The sequence below is a fragment of the Elusimicrobium simillimum genome, assembly GCF_049639735.1.
GTDB lineage: Bacteria > Elusimicrobiota > Elusimicrobia > Elusimicrobiales > Elusimicrobiaceae > Elusimicrobium > Elusimicrobium simillimum.
Map to the genome: position 1 here is coordinate 505873 of NZ_JBEVVA010000003.1, position 18203 is coordinate 524075.

Annotated in this window: 15 protein-coding genes; 9 read left to right on the forward strand and 6 right to left on the reverse strand. The window is 39.5% G+C overall.

From position 1 onward, the window contains the following. Positions 1 to 122: 122 nt before the first annotated feature. Entirely contained in the window at positions 123 to 1838 is a 1716-nt protein-coding gene (spxB, locus tag AAIR98_RS03085) for a pyruvate oxidase (RefSeq protein WP_423970786.1), read from the reverse strand. Between the two features lie 106 nt (positions 1839 to 1944). Here spxB and AAIR98_RS03090 point away from each other — a divergent pair, with 106 nt between their 5' ends. Continuing rightward, positions 1945 to 2670, forward strand: coding sequence for an SIMPL domain-containing protein (locus AAIR98_RS03090; RefSeq protein WP_423970787.1), 726 nt, complete (start codon positions 1945 to 1947; stop codon positions 2668 to 2670). 68 nt (positions 2671 to 2738) lie between these two features. Here the strand turns inward: AAIR98_RS03090 and AAIR98_RS03095 are convergent, their stop codons facing one another. Beyond that, the gene (locus AAIR98_RS03095) at positions 2739 to 3206 is read right to left on the reverse strand and encodes a hypothetical protein (protein ID WP_423970788.1); all 468 of its coding nucleotides are present in this window, start codon (positions 3204 to 3206) and stop codon (positions 2739 to 2741) included. Between the two features lie 79 nt (positions 3207 to 3285). Between AAIR98_RS03095 and AAIR98_RS03100 the strand changes: the two genes are divergently transcribed. Beyond that, the gene (locus AAIR98_RS03100) at positions 3286 to 5484 is read left to right on the forward strand and encodes a glycosyl hydrolase family 28 protein (RefSeq protein ID WP_423970789.1); all 2199 of its coding nucleotides are present in this window, start codon (positions 3286 to 3288) and stop codon (positions 5482 to 5484) included. Between the two features lie 114 nt (positions 5485 to 5598). Next, positions 5599 to 6063, forward strand: a complete 465-nt coding sequence (locus AAIR98_RS03105) for a DUF2798 domain-containing protein (protein WP_423970790.1) — start codon at positions 5599 to 5601, stop codon at positions 6061 to 6063. Positions 6064 to 6078: 15 nt separating this feature from the next. Here AAIR98_RS03105 and AAIR98_RS03110 read toward each other — a convergent pair whose 3' ends face one another. Further along, positions 6079 to 6414, reverse strand: a complete 336-nt coding sequence (locus tag AAIR98_RS03110; RefSeq protein ID WP_423970791.1) for a winged helix-turn-helix transcriptional regulator — start codon at positions 6412 to 6414, stop codon at positions 6079 to 6081. A gap of 136 nt (positions 6415 to 6550) precedes the next feature. Between AAIR98_RS03110 and AAIR98_RS03115 the strand changes: the two genes are divergently transcribed. Both AAIR98_RS03115 and AAIR98_RS03120 read left to right on the forward strand, forming a co-directional pair. After that, positions 6551 to 6988: a cupin domain-containing protein gene (locus tag AAIR98_RS03115; RefSeq protein WP_423970793.1), complete on the forward strand. Its 438-nt coding sequence runs from the start codon at positions 6551 to 6553 to the stop codon at positions 6986 to 6988. A 122-nt stretch (positions 6989 to 7110) separates the two neighbouring features. After that, the gene (locus AAIR98_RS03120) at positions 7111 to 8172 is read left to right on the forward strand and encodes an acyltransferase (protein ID WP_423970794.1); all 1062 of its coding nucleotides are present in this window, start codon (positions 7111 to 7113) and stop codon (positions 8170 to 8172) included. 56 nt (positions 8173 to 8228) lie between these two features. Here AAIR98_RS03120 and AAIR98_RS03125 read toward each other — a convergent pair whose 3' ends face one another. The 3 genes from AAIR98_RS03125 to AAIR98_RS03135 all read right to left on the reverse strand — a co-directional run bounded on the left by AAIR98_RS03125 (position 8229) and on the right by AAIR98_RS03135 (position 12192). Continuing rightward, on the reverse strand, positions 8229 to 8792 hold the full coding sequence (locus AAIR98_RS03125; protein WP_423970796.1) for a type IV pilin protein: 564 nt from the start codon (positions 8790 to 8792) through the stop codon (positions 8229 to 8231). Positions 8793 to 8940: 148 nt separating this feature from the next. Continuing rightward, positions 8941 to 11118 carry an ATP-dependent helicase gene (locus AAIR98_RS03130; RefSeq protein ID WP_423970797.1) on the reverse strand — a complete coding sequence of 726 codons (2178 nt, stop codon included), beginning with the start codon at positions 11116 to 11118 and terminating at the stop codon, positions 8941 to 8943. 243 nt (positions 11119 to 11361) lie between these two features. After that, the gene (locus AAIR98_RS03135; RefSeq protein WP_423970798.1) at positions 11362 to 12192 is read right to left on the reverse strand and encodes a hypothetical protein; all 831 of its coding nucleotides are present in this window, start codon (positions 12190 to 12192) and stop codon (positions 11362 to 11364) included. Between the two features lie 426 nt (positions 12193 to 12618). Between AAIR98_RS03135 and AAIR98_RS03140 the strand changes: the two genes are divergently transcribed. The 4 genes from AAIR98_RS03140 to AAIR98_RS03155 all read left to right on the forward strand — a co-directional run bounded on the left by AAIR98_RS03140 (position 12619) and on the right by AAIR98_RS03155 (position 17286). Continuing rightward, positions 12619 to 13656 carry an SIR2 family protein gene (locus tag AAIR98_RS03140; protein WP_423970800.1) on the forward strand — a complete coding sequence of 346 codons (1038 nt, stop codon included), beginning with the start codon at positions 12619 to 12621 and terminating at the stop codon, positions 13654 to 13656. 9 nt (positions 13657 to 13665) lie between these two features. Further along, positions 13666 to 15528, forward strand: coding sequence for an ATP-binding protein (locus tag AAIR98_RS03145; protein WP_423970801.1), 1863 nt, complete (start codon positions 13666 to 13668; stop codon positions 15526 to 15528). Between the two features lie 277 nt (positions 15529 to 15805). Beyond that, the gene (locus tag AAIR98_RS03150; RefSeq protein ID WP_423970802.1) at positions 15806 to 16456 is read left to right on the forward strand and encodes a hypothetical protein; all 651 of its coding nucleotides are present in this window, start codon (positions 15806 to 15808) and stop codon (positions 16454 to 16456) included. A gap of 23 nt (positions 16457 to 16479) precedes the next feature. Then, positions 16480 to 17286, forward strand: coding sequence for a DUF6694 family lipoprotein (locus tag AAIR98_RS03155; RefSeq protein WP_423970803.1), 807 nt, complete (start codon positions 16480 to 16482; stop codon positions 17284 to 17286). Positions 17287 to 18203: the final 917 nt, after the last annotated feature.

Below are 18203 nucleotides of genomic sequence, written 5' to 3' on the forward strand. Positions count from 1 at the left end.
TTTTTTCTTTTTACCACACCCACCGTGTTCCCGCACCAAGTGTGCCAAAAAGAAAGAAAATTCATAATCTACTCAAAATCCTGTGAAATTCACTAACACAACTGCACTAATAACTACATTTTTTATTTAAGCAATTCTTTTAATGTTGGCATGTCTTTTACTTCATAGCGTTTTGTAAACGCGTCTATTTGCTCTTTAGAAAACTTGTCAGAATCCAGTTCCATTTTTTCAGCGGGGAAAGGGCGTTTGTTTTCCAGTTTAATATCTATTACTACGGGGACAGTGGCGGCTTTGGCTTCGTCAAATACTTTTGCCAACTGTTCATACTTTGTAACGGTGTAGCCTTTGGCACCCATGGCCTCGCCTATTTTGGCGTAGTCCGCGCCCAGCAGGTCCACACCGTATTTTGGTTGTTTGGTATCTTCTTGTTCAGCGTCAATAAAACCAAGCGAATCATTAGAAAACACCACGTTAATTACCGGCAGTTTATATTTAACCTGTGTAATAATATCCTGCATAACCATGGCAAAAGCGCCGTCGCCGCTAAGCGTAAAAACCTGGCGGTTTGGGTAGCTGAGTTTAGCGGCTATCCCGCCCGGCACGCCGTAGCCCATAGTGGCAAACAGGCCGGAAGTTGTAAACTGTTGTTTGCCGTTCATGTCCAAAAACCTTACGGCAAATATTGTGCAGTTGCCAACGTCGGTTATAAAAATAGCGTCGGCCTCCGCTATGCGGTTAATTTCTTTAAACACAGGCTCCGGGCGCACCGGTACGTCTGTCCTATTATCAAAGCTGTGCATCCACTTGAGCCAATTTTGGCGGTTGGTTAAATTGGCTTGATACCATTTTGTAGGCTCTTTCTTTTTGCCGCCTGAGACAAGCTGCTTCATAGTTTCTTTAGCGTCGCCAAGTATGGCTACGTCTGTTGTATGGCGTTTGCCAAGCTTGGAGGAGTCTATGTCTATCTGTATAAACTTAGCTGATTTTGGGAAGAAATATTTTGCAAACGGAAAGTCGCTGCCTATAAAAACTATAAGGTCGGAGTTTAACAGCGCCTCATTAGCGGGCTTGGTAGACAAGCGGCCCGCCATGCCCATAAAGCTTGGCGTGTTATCAGGCACTATGCCTTTAGCCAAAACGGAGTGCACTATAGGCATGCTGTAATATTCTGAAAGTTTTATAACTTCATCAGCCGCGCCGCGTGTACCTTGGCCAGCGTAAAGCACGGGGCGCTCTGCCGCTTCAATAAGCTTAACGGCGGCGGCTACGTCTTTTGGGTCCGGCATAGGTAAACCCGTACGGTGGTTTTTGGCGGTGGAAACTTGTTCATCTTCAATATCCATATAACCGTAGTCTACGGGTACTGTTACCACGGCTACGCCTTTGCGCTCATAGGCGCGGCGGATGGCCTCGTCAATAACATGCGGTAAACTTTGCGGCGTCATTACTGTGCGGTTGTAAACGCTGACATCGGTAAACATTGGGTTTTCGTTAAGTTCTTGAAACGCGTCGTAGTTCATAGCGGTTGAGGCCACCTGGCCTATAATGGCAAGCACGGGTACATTATCCATCTGCGCGTCATATAGGCCGTTAAATAAATGTGTCGCGCCCGGGCCTGCGGAGCCGAAACACACGCCTATTTTGCCTGTAAGCTTAGCGTCGGTCGCGGCGGCCATGGCGCCAACTTCCTCGTGGCGTACCTGTATATATTTTACTTTGGAACGGCCTTCATATAAGGCGTTCATAATAGAGTTGATAGAACCGCCGGGTATACCGTAAATGTGGTCCACTCCCCAGTCTTCCAATACCTTTAACATTGCTGTGCCTGACTTAATCATACTTCACCCCTTGTAGTAAAAATTAGTTACACCACCAGTGTATTGCTTATATAAGGTGTTGTCAAGGAGACAGGTTTATTACTACCATAAATATATGGAGGATATTATGAAAAAATATATAGCTGTTATTATGATGTTGTTTGTTTGCGCCGGCGTAGTGTGCGCTAAAGAAGATAAGCAGATTTTCAGCGTAAACGCTGACGCCGAGGTGCGTATAAAACCCAACAGAGTGGCCTTAACCTTTGGCGTTTATGAGCGCGTGTCTAAGCTTAACCAGGGTAAAGAGAATATGAGAAAAACTATTGCCGACGCGATAGCTTTTGTCAAGAAAAACGGCGTGGCTGATAAATATATTCAGATGCAAAATATAAACATAAGCCCCATATATAGAAGCAAGTACAGTTCCTCGGTTTCTAAAAACAGCGGGGATATTGTTGAATATGATTTTAGCCAGACAATAACTATAACGTTGGAAGACTTATCTAAATACGACACTATACTTTACGGTCTTTTAGATTTGGGTATAAATAAAGTGGAGAATATTAATTTCTATTCAACCGAAATGCGTAAATACCGCGACGAGGCCCGCCTGCTTGCCATAAAGCACGCGCAGGAAAAAGCCGCGCTTTTAACCAAAGCGGCAGGTATTAAACTGGGCAAAGTTGTAAACATGAGCGAGAATAGTTACGGCGGCTACTATGGCGCGCGCATGATGAGCAATGTGTCGCAGAACATGACGCAAAATTACGACGGCGGCGGTGATAACGGTGATTTGGCCGCGGGCATGGTAAACATAAAAGCGGCTGTTACTTTAAATTATGAAGTTGATTAAATAAACTAAATTTAAAAGGCCGCCTAATGGGCGGCCTTTTTGTTTTGCAAAACGGGTAAACAATCTTTTTACTTATCCTTATAAACGTAGTAACTCATCTTGGGCTCTTTGGCGGCGCTGAACTGTTGTGATAATAATGTTATTGAAGCCTTGCGCCCCTTTACGCTGCCGGAGGCATACGGCACGCTTGCTTTAAAAGTAGAACTCCACTGCATTTTCTTTTTACCGTAGATCATAACAATATGGCCGTTTGCCGCTGTCCCCGTATTATAAGTGGCAAGCACGGTTTTGCCTTTTCTGGCTTCCTCATATGCGGAGGCGTGGTTTAGCTTGCCGTTTTGCAGGCGGGTTATGCGGTACCATTTAGGCGATGTTTGCAAATATTTGTCTATGCCGTTAGCGGTGGTGTTAGGCAAATATATGCCGCGCTGTTTCATTAAATCTATAACATGCAGGTTACAGTGCAAACTTTTTGACCCGCATGCGTAAAGCGTTAATATAAAAGGTAATATAAGAAGCAGTTTAATTTGGCGCATATTTTAATTATAGCCTAAATTGACAGTACAATTAATAAACATTATAATTTTAAGGCAAAATGCATTAAAGGAGATCTTAATGAACAAAAATTGTTTAAAAGTTTTTTTTGCTTTCTTAGCCTTGACAGGCCTTGCCGCCGCCGCGTGCGCCGCGCCGCTTACCTGGAGCATGGCTGAGGAAATAAGAACGCATATTAAAGAACCGGTTTTCCCGGACTACTGCGTAAATATTAAAGATTTCGGCGCTGTACCCGGCGACGGCAAGCTGGATACCGCCGCCATACAAAACGCTATTAAAGCCGTGCATGAAAAGGGCGGCGGCACGGTAATAGTGCCTAAGGGCGATTTTGATACAGGCGCCATAACACTGCTTTCCAATGTTAACTTGCATCTTGAAGACGCTGACTCTAAACTGCTTTTTACCAAAGAAATTAATGAGAAAAACTACCCCATAGTTTACACCCATTGGGAAGCTACCCCCATATATAACTACAGCCCTCTTATTTACGCCAACGGCGCCACAAACATAGGTTTGACAGGTAAAGGCGTGTTGGACGGCCAGGCTAATTATAAAGATACTTGGTGGAACTGGCGAAACAAAATACCCGTGCCCGGCACCGACAAAAAGACCGAACTTCAAACCCCCGGTATGGAGAAAACCCGTCAGCAAAATAACGACGGTGTGCCTGTAAAAGACCGTATTTACGGTGATGGGTGGTACCTGCGCCCCAACTTTATACAGGTAATTAACTGTAAAAACGTACTGCTTGAGGGCGTTACTTTAACCCGTTCGCCCATGTGGCAGGTAAACCCCGTTTTGTCAGAAAATATTATAGTGCGCCGTATGACGCTTAACTCCTACGGCACCAACACAGACGGTGTTGACCCCGAAAGCTGCAACTACGTTTTAATTGAAGAAAACTATTTTGACAGCGGTGACGACTGCATAGCCATTAAATCCGGCCGTGACAGAGACGGGCGCGAAATTAATGTGCCCAGCCAAAATATTTTAATTTTAAATAATGAAATGAAAGCCGGCCACGGCGGCATTGCAATAGGGTCAGAAATGAGCGGCGGCGTAAGAAACGTATTTGCCGACGGCAACCATTTTGACAGCCTTGATTTAACCTTCCCGCTGCGCCTTAAAACAAACGCAAAACGCGGCGGCACTATTGAAAATATTTATTTAAGAAACTCTGTAATAGAAAACGTAAACGCATCTGTCATACACGGCACTATGCTTTACTCCGAGGGCCGCAACGGCGCTTTTACGCCTGAGTTTAAAAATATTGTTATTGAAAACGTTAAATCAAAGGGCGGCACATACGGCATTTTCTTAGAAGCCTTTGAGGAATCCCCCATAACAGGCCTTGTACTGCGTAACCTTGAAATAAGCGGTGTTAAACACCCCGTGCGCGCTATGAACTGGGCCAAAGACGCCGTGATGGAAAATGTTACAATCAACGGCGTTGCATACCCGTCGCCTACAGAGGTGCGCGTGCTTGGCATTACCGCGCCCGGGCAAAAAGTTACGGCGGACGCGCTGTTAATAGCGGGTAAAGCGTCGCAGCTTAAATACAACTGGTTTATGGCTGATAAAAAAGACGGACTTTATTTACAGGCCGCCAAAGGCAAAACGTTTAAAGTGCCAGCTGCAGCAGCAGGTAAATATATTGTGCTTAGCGCGACTGATAAAAACGGAAGAATGAATAAATCTATTCCTTACAAAATAATTTCTTCTGCAAATACCAACGGTATTACGGGTAATGAAACGGCCGCGCTGCAAGCGGCAAGGCTGGCGTCTAAGGATATTATTGATGAAACCATGCCCATTAACCTTAACGCTGATATCACGCGTGTGGAACTTGCCAGAATGCTGGCCCGTTTATGGGATTTAAAGGAGCCTAAAAAAGCGGTAAAAATAGCGGACATAGACGCTTCTTCCCCGGACTACAAACTTGTAGGCGCGGTAATTGAAGAGGAAATGATGAGCCTGGACGCTAAAGGCAATTTTTACCCCGCAAACACTATTAAACGTGAGGAAATGGGCAATATCGCCATGGATTCCTGCGGTGTATCATACCAAAACAACGCCACCACCTGCGACACCACATACAAAGACGGCGGCGAGATTGACTGCGCCACGCTTACTAAAATAGAGCTTGGTACTACGCTTGGCCTGTGGAAGCACGAAGGGTATTTTAAACCCAAACAAAATATGACTTGGGCGATGGCGTTAGAGTCGCTTAACCGCATTTCAGACTTTGCTGGTAAGTAGCGCGGGTACTAAGAAAAATTAAAATGCTATAATATATTAAACGAGCGGTGAAAATCACGTAAGACCAGTTGATTTTCACCGCTCGTTTATTTTTATGGGAGAGTGTTATAAAATATGCCGCAAAATAAGTTTGAAGGATTAGTTTTCGCTTTAATAATGGTTTTTGTAATGGTGTACTGTATGACTTTATACAACGCCATTTTAAAAAACGGTTTTGATTATTTTATTTTTATAAAAGCCGCGCTTACCATGTGGCCGGAGGCCGCGGGGGCGTTTTTTATACAAAGATATTTTGGCGGGCCGCTGGCGCTTATGCTGCTGCCGCGCGTTATAGACGTTAAAAAAGAAAAGAAGGCCTTCATAGCCGCCGCCATGGGGTTATGCACCGTGCTGATTATGGCGCCAACAATGACTTTATATGTTAGCGTCATGCACCATGGCGTAAGCTGGCAGCTGCCTATGCAGTGGCTGGAATGCCTGGCGCGTAATTTTGCCTTTGCTTTATGTTTGCAAATTTTTTGCGCGGGGCCGCTGGTGCGTTTTTCTTTTAGCAGAATATTTAGAAGGCAAACCGCTTAGCTTGGGGAAATAAAATTAACGTTTGTTTTTAACGGCCTTTTGGTACAGCGCGCCCCATTGGGCCAGGCTGTCAAATATGGGGCGCATTTGGGCGCCTATTTTAGTAAGGCTGTATTCTACCCTTGGCGGTACCTCAGCGTAGGCGGTGCGGGTTACTATGCCGCAGTCTGTCATTTCTTTAAGGTTTTCCGTAAGTACCTTTTGGCTGATGGGGGAAATGCTTTTACGCAGTTCATTGTAGCGCTTGGTGCCGCTCATTAAATCACGCAGTATCATCAGCTTCCATTTGCTGCCTATTACCTTTACCGCGCTGGCGGACGGGCAGGCGGGTAAATCACTTTTATCAAACATAAAAACTCCTTTCAATTCTTACTTTTAGGTACCTACACTACTTTAAGGTGCCTACTTTACAAAAGAAACCAATACAACTATTATATACCTAATAACGCAGTAACGCAACACTGCTTTTAATAAACGGAGGAGTATTATGAAAGAACTTAAAGTACAAAATTATAAAGATATTAAAGGGGTGGAAATGGGGCAAGACGGCAATAAATTTACCTATAAAGCGCTTTTCCCCCGTGAAGAGGCCGGGCAGTGCACCGCCGGCTTTGTGGAGGTGGAACCGGGCAGCTTTGCCTTTGGCTACCATTACCATGAGCTTAATGAGGAGATTTTCTATATAATCAGCGGCACCGGCATTGTCAGAACAATTGACGGTGATGTTGCCGTAAAAGCCGGCGACGCCGTTACCTTCCCAACAGGCGAGAAGGGCGCGCACGTTATACGCAACGCCTCTGACACTGAAAAGCTGGTATACCTTGATTTTGATACTAATAACCCGCTTGAAGTGGCCCACTTCCCTGACGCCAAAAAGATTATGGTTGTAGGCCCCCATACCAACGGTATGTATGATGTAAAGTAATGCTAATGCAAAGCCCCGCGTCCGCAGGCGGACGCGGGGCTTGCTATTGTAAGATTTGTTAGAATGGTATTATAATACTGCTTAAGTAACGTAAATTTTATAAACGGAAAATTTAAAAATATATGAACCAAACAAAAGATACAAACAGAATTTTATGGCTGGATATTTTGCGTGTGGCGTCGGCCTTGGCCATAGTGTTTATACACACCGCCTCCTATATTATGGGCGGTTTAAAATATGGCGGCGTTAACTGGTTTGCGGCGGACATATATATAGCGGCGGCCCGCTACGCCGTGCCGGTGTTTGTTATGATAAGCGGCATATTTTTTCTTTCTCCGGCTAAAAATATAACCATAAAAAGTATTTATACAAAATATATATTTAGGATATTAACCGTGCTTATTGGCTGGGCTTTAATAAGAACGCTTGTTGTGGACGCGTGGCTGGGCGGCGTGCCGGCGGCTAAACTGGCGGCGTCTTTTTGGGTTTCTGTAAAGATGTATTGGTTTTTGCCCATGATTATAGGCCTGTATATTATTACCCCCGTGTTTAGGGCAATTACGGCGCAGAATAATAAAAAACTGCTGGAATACTTTATGCTTATTTCTTTTGTTTTCGCTTTGTGTCTGCCCGTTGCCCAGGCTGTTTGGCCAACGGCGTTACTGGCGGATTTTATTACGCTTATTAAACTGCCTATGCTTATATTCGGCGCGCATTTTGTGTTTGGTTATTACGTTTATAACTACGGTGTAAGCAAAAATGTAAAGTATGTGTTATATGTTTTGGCGGCGCTGTCACTATTGTTTATGGCGTGGGGGACATACGCTTATTATAATGAGCAAAACTCAAGAGTGTTTTATTACGCTATGCACGGGTCCGCTGTGTCGCCCTTCGCGTTTCTGCTGGGGGCCGGGGTATTTGTGCTTTGTAAAGATGTTTTTGAAAATTTTAAGCCCGGCGCTGCCTTTATTTCCTACACGCATAAACTTGCATACTGCAGTCTTGGCATTTATATGCTGCACATTATTATTGTGGAGGCGGCGGCAAGGTTTGGTTTGTTTAAAATATTAAATTTTTGTTCTGTTATTACTATCGCGCTGGCCTCGGCAGCTATATTCTTGCTGTCGGGTCTCATAATATCCCTGATGTATAAAGTTAACCCGCTTAAAAAGTATCTTTTATAATAAAACCCCCGGCTGCGCCGGGGGTTATTTGTTTTGTTAATATTACGTGCGGAAGCTTAGTAGCAAATATCGCCGCCGGTATAACACGGGCCAGCCGGCCTGCCGGAAGACAAACCTAAAGACTTGCATATTTTACCAACAGGTTCCTCATACGGCCCGCCGTTACAGCCATGGCACGAACAGTAAATTGTGCCGTCTTTTAACCGTGCGAGCTTTAGCGAATTTTTATTGCTTATAGCAAAAACTGTTCCGGTAAAATAATGTATGCTTGTAGAAGAGTTTATGCAGTAAAGGAAATTTTTTGTATCAGAGCAGCCGTTTGCTTTAGTATCATAATCACCGCCAAACGTTTTGGTAACAACTGTGCCGGGTACGGTAATACTTAAGTCCTCCACCGAGGTGGGGTTCTCGCCATTTTCCATAAAAAATATGTCTACGGCGTCTTGCATGCTTTTTAAAACAACCAAAGCTTCCGCCGCGCGGGATTTTTCTACCGCTTTGGTATATTGCGGCAAAGCAATTGCCGCAAGTATGCCTATAATAAGCACCACCACAAGAAGTTCAATTAAAGTGAACCCTCCCATCTTTGCTGCGCTGCGGCGCGATTGAAAATCTTTCATAAATATATCCTTTTTAGTATTAGTTTATTAATGCTGTAAAAACAAATATTTTTATACCCAATTACTAATTTATAAACTATACAATATTTTTATTATCTAATATATATTGTAAATAAAAATTATATTTTAGTGTAATAACTGAATGTAATTAGATTTTTTGCAGTTTGGCGCGGAAGGATATTACGCGGGGTGTGCCGATGTTTTCAAACTCTACAACATAGGCGGCCTTTTCCAAATCAACCGCTGTAACTGTGCCGGGGCCGAAAACGGCGTGCAGCACACGCTGGCCTTTGGCAAAAATAGGGTTTTTAAGCTCTTGGGCCAAATAGCGGGAGCTAAACGCTATCATATCTTTAGCCTCGGCAATTAAACCTTCTTTAGGTTTATGCGTGTAGGTAAGCAAATCCTGGTCAATATCAAGCACAAAGCGCGACGGGTAGCGGAAAGAACCGTCAAAGTTGCGGCCCTCGGCCTCAGACAAATATAAAGCTTTTTTTGCCCTTGTCACCGCCACAAATGCCAAGCGGCGTTCCTCCTCCATACCTTCAAGCGTAGCGGTTTTTCTGGTGGGGAAAACGCCCTCGTTCATAGCGCATAAAAATACGTGCGGGAACTCCAGCCCTTTGGCGGAATGCACCGTCATCATTTTTACTTTGTCTCGGTTATCATCGGCGTCTTGGTTGGTAAACATGGCCACGTGCGTAAGGTAATGCTCAAGCGTGGCCTCTTCCCCGCAGGAGGTTTCGTATTCATAAACGGATTGTTTAAGCTCAGCCAAATTGTCCAGGCGGTCTTGCCCGCCCTCGGTGCGGAGCATTTTTTCGTACCCGCTTTCATCAAGTATGGCTGAAAGTACCTCTGATATAGGGCGGTGGGCATAAGCGGCGGCAAAAGATTCTATTAATTTAATAAAAGCGGCCGCTTTGGTGCCTTTTAAATTTTCATCCTCCGTATTTGCCACAAGCGCGTTATAAAGCGAGCAATTATTTGCGGCGGCGTAATCCTGCAAAAATTTTATGCGGCGCTGGCCAAGATTGCGCTTAGGCGTATTGGCAATGCGCAGGAAAGACAGGTCATCCTTATAAACTATTATACGCAGGTAGGACAGCGCGTCTTTAATTTCCATACGGCCAAAAAACTGCACGCCGCTGTAAATAGTGTAGGGTATTTTTTCTTTCAAAAACACTTCTTCAATCGTGCGGGTAATATAGTGCGCACGGTAAAGTAACGTGATATCACGGTAAGGCACGCCGGTTTTGTGAAGTTCTTTAATTTGGGTAACTATCCACTGTGCCTCGGCCTCGGCCGTTTCGCCGTGGTGGCACAGTATGGGTGTGCCGCCGGGTAATGTGGGGATAAGGTCCTTTTTAATACGGTGGATGTTTTTATCTATTAAAGAGTTTGCCGCCGCCAGTATTTGCGGGGCGGAACGGTAGTTGTGCGTCATGATAATTGTTTTAACGCCCGGGAAAACTTTGTCAAAGTCCAGCAGGTAACGCACGTTTGCGCCGCGCCAGGTGTAAATAGTTTGGTCCGGGTCGCCCACTATAAATAAGTTTTTATGGTGCGCGCACAGCACTTCCATAAGCTGGTACTGCAGCTTGTCTATGTCTTGAAACTCGTCAATCATAATGTACTCAAGCCGCTTTTGCCATTTTAGTTTAATAGCTTCGTTCTGTTCAAAAATATATAGGGAAAACTTGATTAAATCATTATAATCCAGCCCAAAACACTTTTTTTCTTGGTAGAGGTAGCCGTAGAATATAATATCATCGGCGTCGGTGGCGTTTTGGTATTTTTCTTTAAGAGTGTCTAAAGACATTGTAATCATGTCCAGGTAATACTGCGGCTCTTTAAAAAGTTTGCGTATTTCTATCATGTCGCGCGCCTGGCTGAACGTTTTGTTGCGCAGTGTAAGACCGCGTTCTTCATAGATAATTTTAAGCATTGAGTCTATGTCGGAATTATCCAGTACTAAAAAACTTTTGGGGTACTGCACAGCGTGGCTGTCCTCCTGCAGGACCGATACGCAAAAACCGTGAAATGTATTAATATAACCTGTGTCATTGTCGCCGGTAAGGTTGTGGATGCGACGCCGCATTTCATTGGCGGATTTGTTAGTAAAAGTAACGCATAAAATATTGCCCGGCAGTATGCCAAGTTCATTAACCAGGTAGGCAAAGCGGCGCGAGAGTGCCCTGGTTTTGCCGGAACCGGCCCCGGCTATTACCCGCACAAAGCCCTCCGTAGTGGTAACGGCTGCCAACTGGGCTTGATTTAGCCCTTTTAATATATCGGGGGTAGCCCCGGCGTTTTTGTTAGTCATTTGTATGGGATTATGTGTTGGGTTAATATATATATTGTATACAAAATATAAATCAAATAGGGGTACGTGTATATAAACTGCAATTTGCTTTTTTCAGAACATGTTAAAATAAAAAATGTGCTGTTTTATTATATGTGGTTGCATATAAAAGTAGATAAAGATAGATGATTATATAATTAATCATATCAGATATAGAAATGCTGGAAACCGCTATGATTATAGCAAATCTTCATCTTTCTATATCTACCATCCGATTTTTTTTGTTATAAAAGTTGTAATTATTCCTATTATAATGGTGAGTATTACTCCAAAAAAAATATAATTTATTATCTTTTGCTTTTTGTCAAAGTACACCCTTTCGTCTCCCCAATAAAAAGTTGAAGAAGAAAAAAATTTCAACCCTTTTGAAATTGGTGAGAATACCAAAAAAGAAAAAGGGATAATCCCAAGCAGAGTTCCTGCAAAAATTGAAAACTTGTTGGTAGGTTTAAATGGGGCGGTCGCTCTTATTAAATAATCTATTTTATCTTCTAATGGCAAGTTGAAAATATTTTCAGGTATGCTTATCATAGCGTTAGAAATTGCCAATGCTATAATTAGTGCTGTTAGTAAAAAAAATGCAAGCACATCAATCGCTCCAAAAATTGTTCCTGAAAAGTGAAAAGAATTCTTTAAAGTTCGTTTGATTTGAGTGTCCAAATCATCCAGCAATATAAAACACCACTGCTTATTTGAATATTCCACATCTAACAGAATAGGAATTTCTCTCCTTTTTCCAAAAGAGAGCGCAAGAATATTTGTTTCGTTTTTTTCTTCTTTTTTGGGTTCCGTTATATATAAATATATTGAAATTTTTCTAATTTTTTTTGAAAGAGTGTTATCATCTGAAAGGAGCTCATCAAGGCTTTCGCTTTCATAGAAGGAGTCATTATCTCTAAAAACTTTGTATTGAATACGAAATGGCGTATTTAATTTTTTAGTGTGATCTGTTATTACATCAATTATTTTTCTTAATTTTTGTTCATTTAAAAAGAAATTTTGTGGGTATTCTTTAGAAAAACCTGCTTTATTCATAAAAATCTCCTGAAAAATTAATATTGATAAGAACTATCTATAATATAAAACATAGATAAAATATACTAAATTTTAAATATAATATGATTAAATTTTTTTTATAATATAGATTAAAATTTTGGTTAATATTAAAAAAATACCGCCTGTGGCTAACGCCTCAGACGGTAAAAGTTGTATTATAAATCAAAAGGGTCAAAACTCTTTGCTAATTCAAACCCTAACCGCCGAATTTAGACTTGTATTGGGGATAAGAGAGTTTGTAATACCCTTACTGGAGAATCAAGGTCAAATTTTATCTATAGAACAGACTCCATAACTTTATTTAAACTATATGGATATAACTAGTCAATCAGTAATACCGACAATCTTTTTATAAAGTTATATAATAACTATGCAGTAGATAACTTTATAAAAGTGGTATTATAAATGGCTAAATTAATAATTGTAGAAGATGATAAGAGTTTGAATGTTTTGACAGGACTATTTTTTAAAGGATTGCAATCCTGCAATATCAACTTTCTTTTGGGGGCAGGATGTTCTGTTAAAGCAATTCCATATAATAGTGAGACAGAAAAGAAACTTACCGAATTGTTAAAAAACGAAAATCAGGAAGAAGCTCAAAAACAACAATATGCTTTTTTAAAGGATATTATTAGTGTTAACGAAGAGTTGTATAAGGGGAAAATAGCTGATACTACAAAAGAGGTTTTAGGACATTATAAATCGTTTATTAACGTTGTAAACAGAGTTTTATTTGAGAGAAAAACCAACATTATGCATAAGCAAGCCAATATTTTTTCTACTAATTATGACCTCTTTATTGAACAAGCAGCAGCAGAGTTAGGGGATATATATTTGAATGATGGTTTCCATAGAAACACGAGTTTAAAGAAAGAATATATTTTTTCAAACAAAGAATTTTTTAATTATACTTGCCATAGTGGAAGTTTTTTTGATTTCAAAGTAGATATTCCTTCAATAAATTTAATCAAGCTTCATGGCTCATTGTCGTGGAGGTTAATTCCCGATAATAATGGTGATAATAAAATTATTTTTTCTACAGATTTTAAAACTCTTTCTCCCGAAGAGCAAGATAATATTGAAAGAATAAAAGAATTCAATAGTCAGGTTTCAGTTGTTTTTCCCGATACAATAAAATATCAAGACACAGTATTAAATCATAATTATTATGATTTAATCAGAATTTTTTCGCATGAGTTAGAAAAAGAAAATACGGTATTGTTTATTTGCGGATTCGGTTTTAATGACACGCATTTGGAAGAGGTACTAAAAAGAGCTTTGGGAAATCCGACATTACATGTTTTTCTATTTGCTTATTGCGAAGAAGATATTATCAAATTTCAGAGAATATTTGAGAAATCCAGCAATGTCAATATAATTTCTCTAAAAGATAAGCCTTTAGGCTTTGATATGGCAACAAAAATAATAGATTCTTCGCTATAGGATTTTGATATGAAAAGACTAGAAAAGGAAGCAATTCTAAAAATTGGCGAAGTTTATGAGGTAGAGGGGCGGAGAGTATTTGTTGAAGTTTCCAAAAAGAAAAACTCATCTGACATATTTTTTGATGGCGAGATTATAAAGAATGTGGCTGTTAATAGTTTTATAGAAATACGAAAAGGATTTTTAAGCATAATAGGTAAGATTGAAGGAGAACGTATAGAGAACACTTCCTATATTAATCAAAATGGAAAAGAATATGAATTGCTAGATAAAAATAAACGAGTTCTCATAGTCTCTCTTTTTGGATATATCGGTAAAGATAAAAAATTTATTGGCGGTACAAAAGAACTTCCTTTAGTTGGTAATGAAGCGTATATTTTAACCAGAGAAAAACTCCTTCTTATCCATTCTTTTTTAAAACCTGGAGAAGCCTCTATCTTAATCGCAAAAAGTGATTCCGATGATTTGCCTGTTGATATACCTATAGACGGCCTCTTTAATACACACATCGCAATATTTGGAAATACTGGGAGTGGGAAATCAAATACTTTGGCTTCTTTATATCAGGCTCTTACAACCTCTTTGGCTACAAAAAATTATGATGATTTTACAGGTAATACCCGATTTGCGTTATTTGACTTTAATGGCGAATATAAAAAACCCAATTGTATCATTCACACAAAGAAAGTCTATAATCTTTCTACTAGAAATGAGGCTGGGGGAGACAAAATACCCATTTTAGAAAAAGATATTTTGGACTTGGAGCTTTTATCAATATTATCAGATGCAACTGACAAAACTCAGAAACCATTTCTTGCTAGAGCTATTAAATTTATAGGCAGTGTTCTCGCAGAGGAGAATAGTCGGCAGAATGCTTATTTCCAGAATATATTGAAAAAGGATTTGAAGCAGATATTATTAATGTCGGATAAGGTCAAGATAGACCTGTTATTGGATTATTTTGACTCAATCTATACCTCATTTGGCATAAATATATCTGACGCAAGACGTGAGCTTTACTGGCATGCGGGTAATAACAATTCTTATTATGTAAACAACACAAAAGGAGAGAGGGTATATTTTAATGGACATCCGGAAGCAATAGATTCCTCTAGCCTGTATTTACAGATAAACAACTTGCTCTTTAATAATATGGATATAGTCCAGAAGGTAATTATTTTTCTTTATATCCAACTAATAAGAGATTTACTTGACGGGAGAGTGCAGAACGAACATATATATCCTGTAATAAATAGATTTAGAAGACACTATCAGGGGCTAGTTAAAATATTTTCTTTTACGAATGTTAATGTTTGGGGAGATTCAAATTTTATTGTTTTTAATTTGAATGATGTTAATTTGGATATGAAAAAGATATTACCACTCTTATTATCAAAAAAACTCTATTCTGAACATAAAAAAGAAAGCAATTCTAAGTCTTTAACATTAATAATTGATGAGGCACACAATATATTGTCAAAAGAGTCCGTAAGAGAGACGGAAAGTTGGAAAGACTATCGTCTTGAAACTTTTGAAGAAATCATAAAGGAAGGAAGAAAGTTTGGAGTTTTTTTGACGATAGCCAGCCAGAGACCGAATGACATTTCGGAGACTATAATTTCTCAGGCTCATAACTATTTTATACATCGTTTAGTAAACCAAAAAGATTTAATGATGATAGAAAATGCGGTGTCTTATATTGATAGAATCACGAAAGAATCTATTCCTACTCTTCCGATAGGAACTTGTATTTTTAGTGGAACGGCAACACAATTACCAATAAAGCTGAATATTTCAGAGCTAACTGATGATAAGAAGCCCGAGAGTAATACTCTGCAATATAAAACATTGGTGAAAGAACGGCCGAAATAATAATTCCCTCGTTTTTATATAATAAAATAGAAGTGAGGTAAAAATAACAGAATAGCAGTAAAAAATTTAGACTGAGTTTTTAGAGCCGGTAGGACCGGCACAGACTTGTTAAGAAATTAACAGGTCGGTATCCAAGCTGAAAATGAAGTCGCCATTTGCCATATCCTTTAGGGGATATGGCGGGCGATTTTCATTTGAGTGTTTGGATACCCTCAATATGATTATCGCCTTTTTTTGTGGAAAAATCACGAGATAAGGCGAAAACGAAGAGGATAAAATGAAAAAGTTATGGCGTTACATTAAAATCTTTTTATTGGCGTATTTTGGGATTTGCTTAGTGTGGGGCGTTTTTGCCTTCTTGAGCAGATTTGAAAATGGGAAAGTTTGGTTTATGGCAATCGGGATAGTGGCGGGGGTAATAATTTTAAAAAAAATACTGAAAAAGAGAAAAGAAAAACAAATAAAAGAGGAGCATGAAAAATTAAATGCAGAAGCCCTTTTAGCAATAGTGGAATATGAAAAAGGTAATATCCCAACCATAAGTGTTGAAGGCTTTATAGCAGAAAAAGGAGAAGCTGTTTATTTTGACCTTAAAGGCGTTTTATATCTAAATATACACGGCAAAGTTGAAACTATTGGACACTTTATACTGACTAACAAAAGAATTATTTTTACAGCACAAAGTAGAACGCATCAATATAAATATAACGAGTTAATGTTATATAAGGGCTTTGACGATGGGTTACAAGTACAGTCTAAGAAAGACAAAAGTGCAAGGTTATATCGCATGTCTAATAGGTATGAGTTTAGAAAATTTTATTTCTTGTTTATAGTCTTTCTAGAAGAAAGTAAAAAGGGTAATAACAGTGAATCTAAAGGTGGTATGAGTGTTGATGTAAAAGACCTACTAAAAATGTTAGAAAAATAAAATTGATAGTTAAGGAGATAAAAATGAGAAAAATAGTGGTAATATTACTCGCTTGTTTATTTATGGGGGCTTGTGGAGAACCAAAACTTGATGCGACGAATGAAAATACATTAAAAGCCTCTACTGAAAAAATACAGCAATCACTTAAAGGCGAGCAGAGAAAGCAGTTTGATGAGGCTTTTGAGGGTATTGTTGGAATAGTTACAGCAGCGCAATTGATGAATGCTTTTAGCGGCAAGGCACTTTCAGAAAAAGAAATGTTTGCTGAAATGGGCAAACGCCTTGACAAAAAAACAGCAAAGCAGATAATTGCGGAATTTGAGCAAATAAAAAAAGAGCAACTTGAGAAAGAAAAACAAGAGGCTTTAGAAAGAATAACAGTTTTAGAAGCCAAAAAAGAAACCGCTGATAACGCCCGTGAGGAGCTGAAAAAGATAATTATAACTAATGCAAAGTTCGCTAAAGATACTAGCAACCCTTATATGGCTCAACCCACAATAAAGTTTGATATGGAAAATAAGACGGATAAAACTATTGCTAGATTTTTTGCAAAAGGCATTATAAAAGACCCTAAAAGAGAAGTTCCATATTTTGAGGAAAATTTTAATTTTGAAATATCTGGCGGACTACAAAAAGGAGAAAAAAAGTCTATGGCTTTAGGCCCAAACGCCTTTGGCCCATGGGGAAGTGCAAATAACCCTAAAGGAGCTGTATTTTATGTGTTCGCAGTAAAAGCCGAAGGACCTGGAAAAAAAGTTTTATGGGATGCGGAATTTAGCAAAGAAGAGGCAGAGGAATTAGCTGATTTAAAAGCAAAATATTCAAATTAAAAAATTAACAAATAGATAGCTTGTTTAAAAAGGCAGGGGAAAGAATAAAAAATCCTTTGCCTTTATTTTTTGCAAAAATACCGATATTTACTTCGTAGAGAGGGGGGATAGGGAGATGGCCTTGAAATAGTGTAAAAGTCGCAAATAACGCCGTTTTTGCGCAAAATATCGTCATTTTTACGACGCAGAAAGTATTATGAATCGCCCATGATTATTAAAAATAAGTGAAATTCTAGGTTTTGCAATAGCTTTTAAGACAGAAAAAGGTAGCTTTGTTATTGTAGAAATAACTGCCTTTTCTGTAAAAAATAACATTAAAAAATTAAAAGCCCAAAAATTCGTGTGCGGACAAAGCGCAAAAATGTTGTGCGGAGTCGTGCTGATTGACGGAGAGAAGGGCTGACCATGCTTTAATTTTCCTGCAAAAATATTAAACAAATCCACATAGAAAAAGGATAATTAACGCATTATTGTCTCATGTTTGGTAAAAAAGTTATTATAATTTGAATAGACGTAGGAAAATAACATTAAAAATTAAATCCCGAAAAATGCGTGTGGACAAAGCGAAAAAATAGAGTGCGGAATCGTGCGGATTAGCGGAAAAGGATTAATAAAGGGCGTGCTGTAAAAAGCAAAAATGACAGGATAAAAAGACAGTATATTCTAGGCCACTATTGCGTGGACTGGGCTTTTAACCATTTCTTGATTATTCACGAGGAGAAATAAATTTTTAGACACGGTTTTTTAAAGGTCATAACGAGATTTTCAAACCTAATGCTTTGTATTTTAGATATATGCAGGAAAATATATATCCAAAGGTACAAGGCATTTGCACATCTACACAAAGCACTCCCCTTTCAAAAGAACAGAGGGAGAGTTTAGATGAGCAATTTATGCAATTAGCCGAGATTGCCGTT

Bases quoted from the DNA above. Each gene is read 5' to 3' on its own strand.
- spxB (WP_423970786.1), bottom strand. From the start codon at position 1,838: ATGATTAAGTCAGGCACAGCAATGTTAAAGGTATTGGAAGACTGGGGA.
- AAIR98_RS03090 (WP_423970787.1), top strand. From the start codon at position 1,945: ATGAAAAAATATATAGCTGTTATTATGATGTTGTTTGTTTGCGCCGGC.
- AAIR98_RS03095 (WP_423970788.1), bottom strand. From the start codon at position 3,206: ATGCGCCAAATTAAACTGCTTCTTATATTACCTTTTATATTAACGCTT.
- AAIR98_RS03100 (WP_423970789.1), top strand. From the start codon at position 3,286: ATGAACAAAAATTGTTTAAAAGTTTTTTTTGCTTTCTTAGCCTTGACA.
- AAIR98_RS03105 (WP_423970790.1), top strand. From the start codon at position 5,599: ATGCCGCAAAATAAGTTTGAAGGATTAGTTTTCGCTTTAATAATGGTT.
- AAIR98_RS03110 (WP_423970791.1), bottom strand. From the start codon at position 6,414: ATGTTTGATAAAAGTGATTTACCCGCCTGCCCGTCCGCCAGCGCGGTA.
- AAIR98_RS03115 (WP_423970793.1), top strand. From the start codon at position 6,551: ATGAAAGAACTTAAAGTACAAAATTATAAAGATATTAAAGGGGTGGAA.
- AAIR98_RS03120 (WP_423970794.1), top strand. From the start codon at position 7,111: ATGAACCAAACAAAAGATACAAACAGAATTTTATGGCTGGATATTTTG.
- AAIR98_RS03125 (WP_423970796.1), bottom strand. From the start codon at position 8,792: ATGAAAGATTTTCAATCGCGCCGCAGCGCAGCAAAGATGGGAGGGTTC.
- AAIR98_RS03130 (WP_423970797.1), bottom strand. From the start codon at position 11,118: ATGACTAACAAAAACGCCGGGGCTACCCCCGATATATTAAAAGGGCTA.
- AAIR98_RS03135 (WP_423970798.1), bottom strand. From the start codon at position 12,192: ATGAATAAAGCAGGTTTTTCTAAAGAATACCCACAAAATTTCTTTTTA.
- AAIR98_RS03140 (WP_423970800.1), top strand. From the start codon at position 12,619: ATGGCTAAATTAATAATTGTAGAAGATGATAAGAGTTTGAATGTTTTG.
- AAIR98_RS03145 (WP_423970801.1), top strand. From the start codon at position 13,666: ATGAAAAGACTAGAAAAGGAAGCAATTCTAAAAATTGGCGAAGTTTAT.
- AAIR98_RS03150 (WP_423970802.1), top strand. From the start codon at position 15,806: ATGAAAAAGTTATGGCGTTACATTAAAATCTTTTTATTGGCGTATTTT.
- AAIR98_RS03155 (WP_423970803.1), top strand. From the start codon at position 16,480: ATGAGAAAAATAGTGGTAATATTACTCGCTTGTTTATTTATGGGGGCT.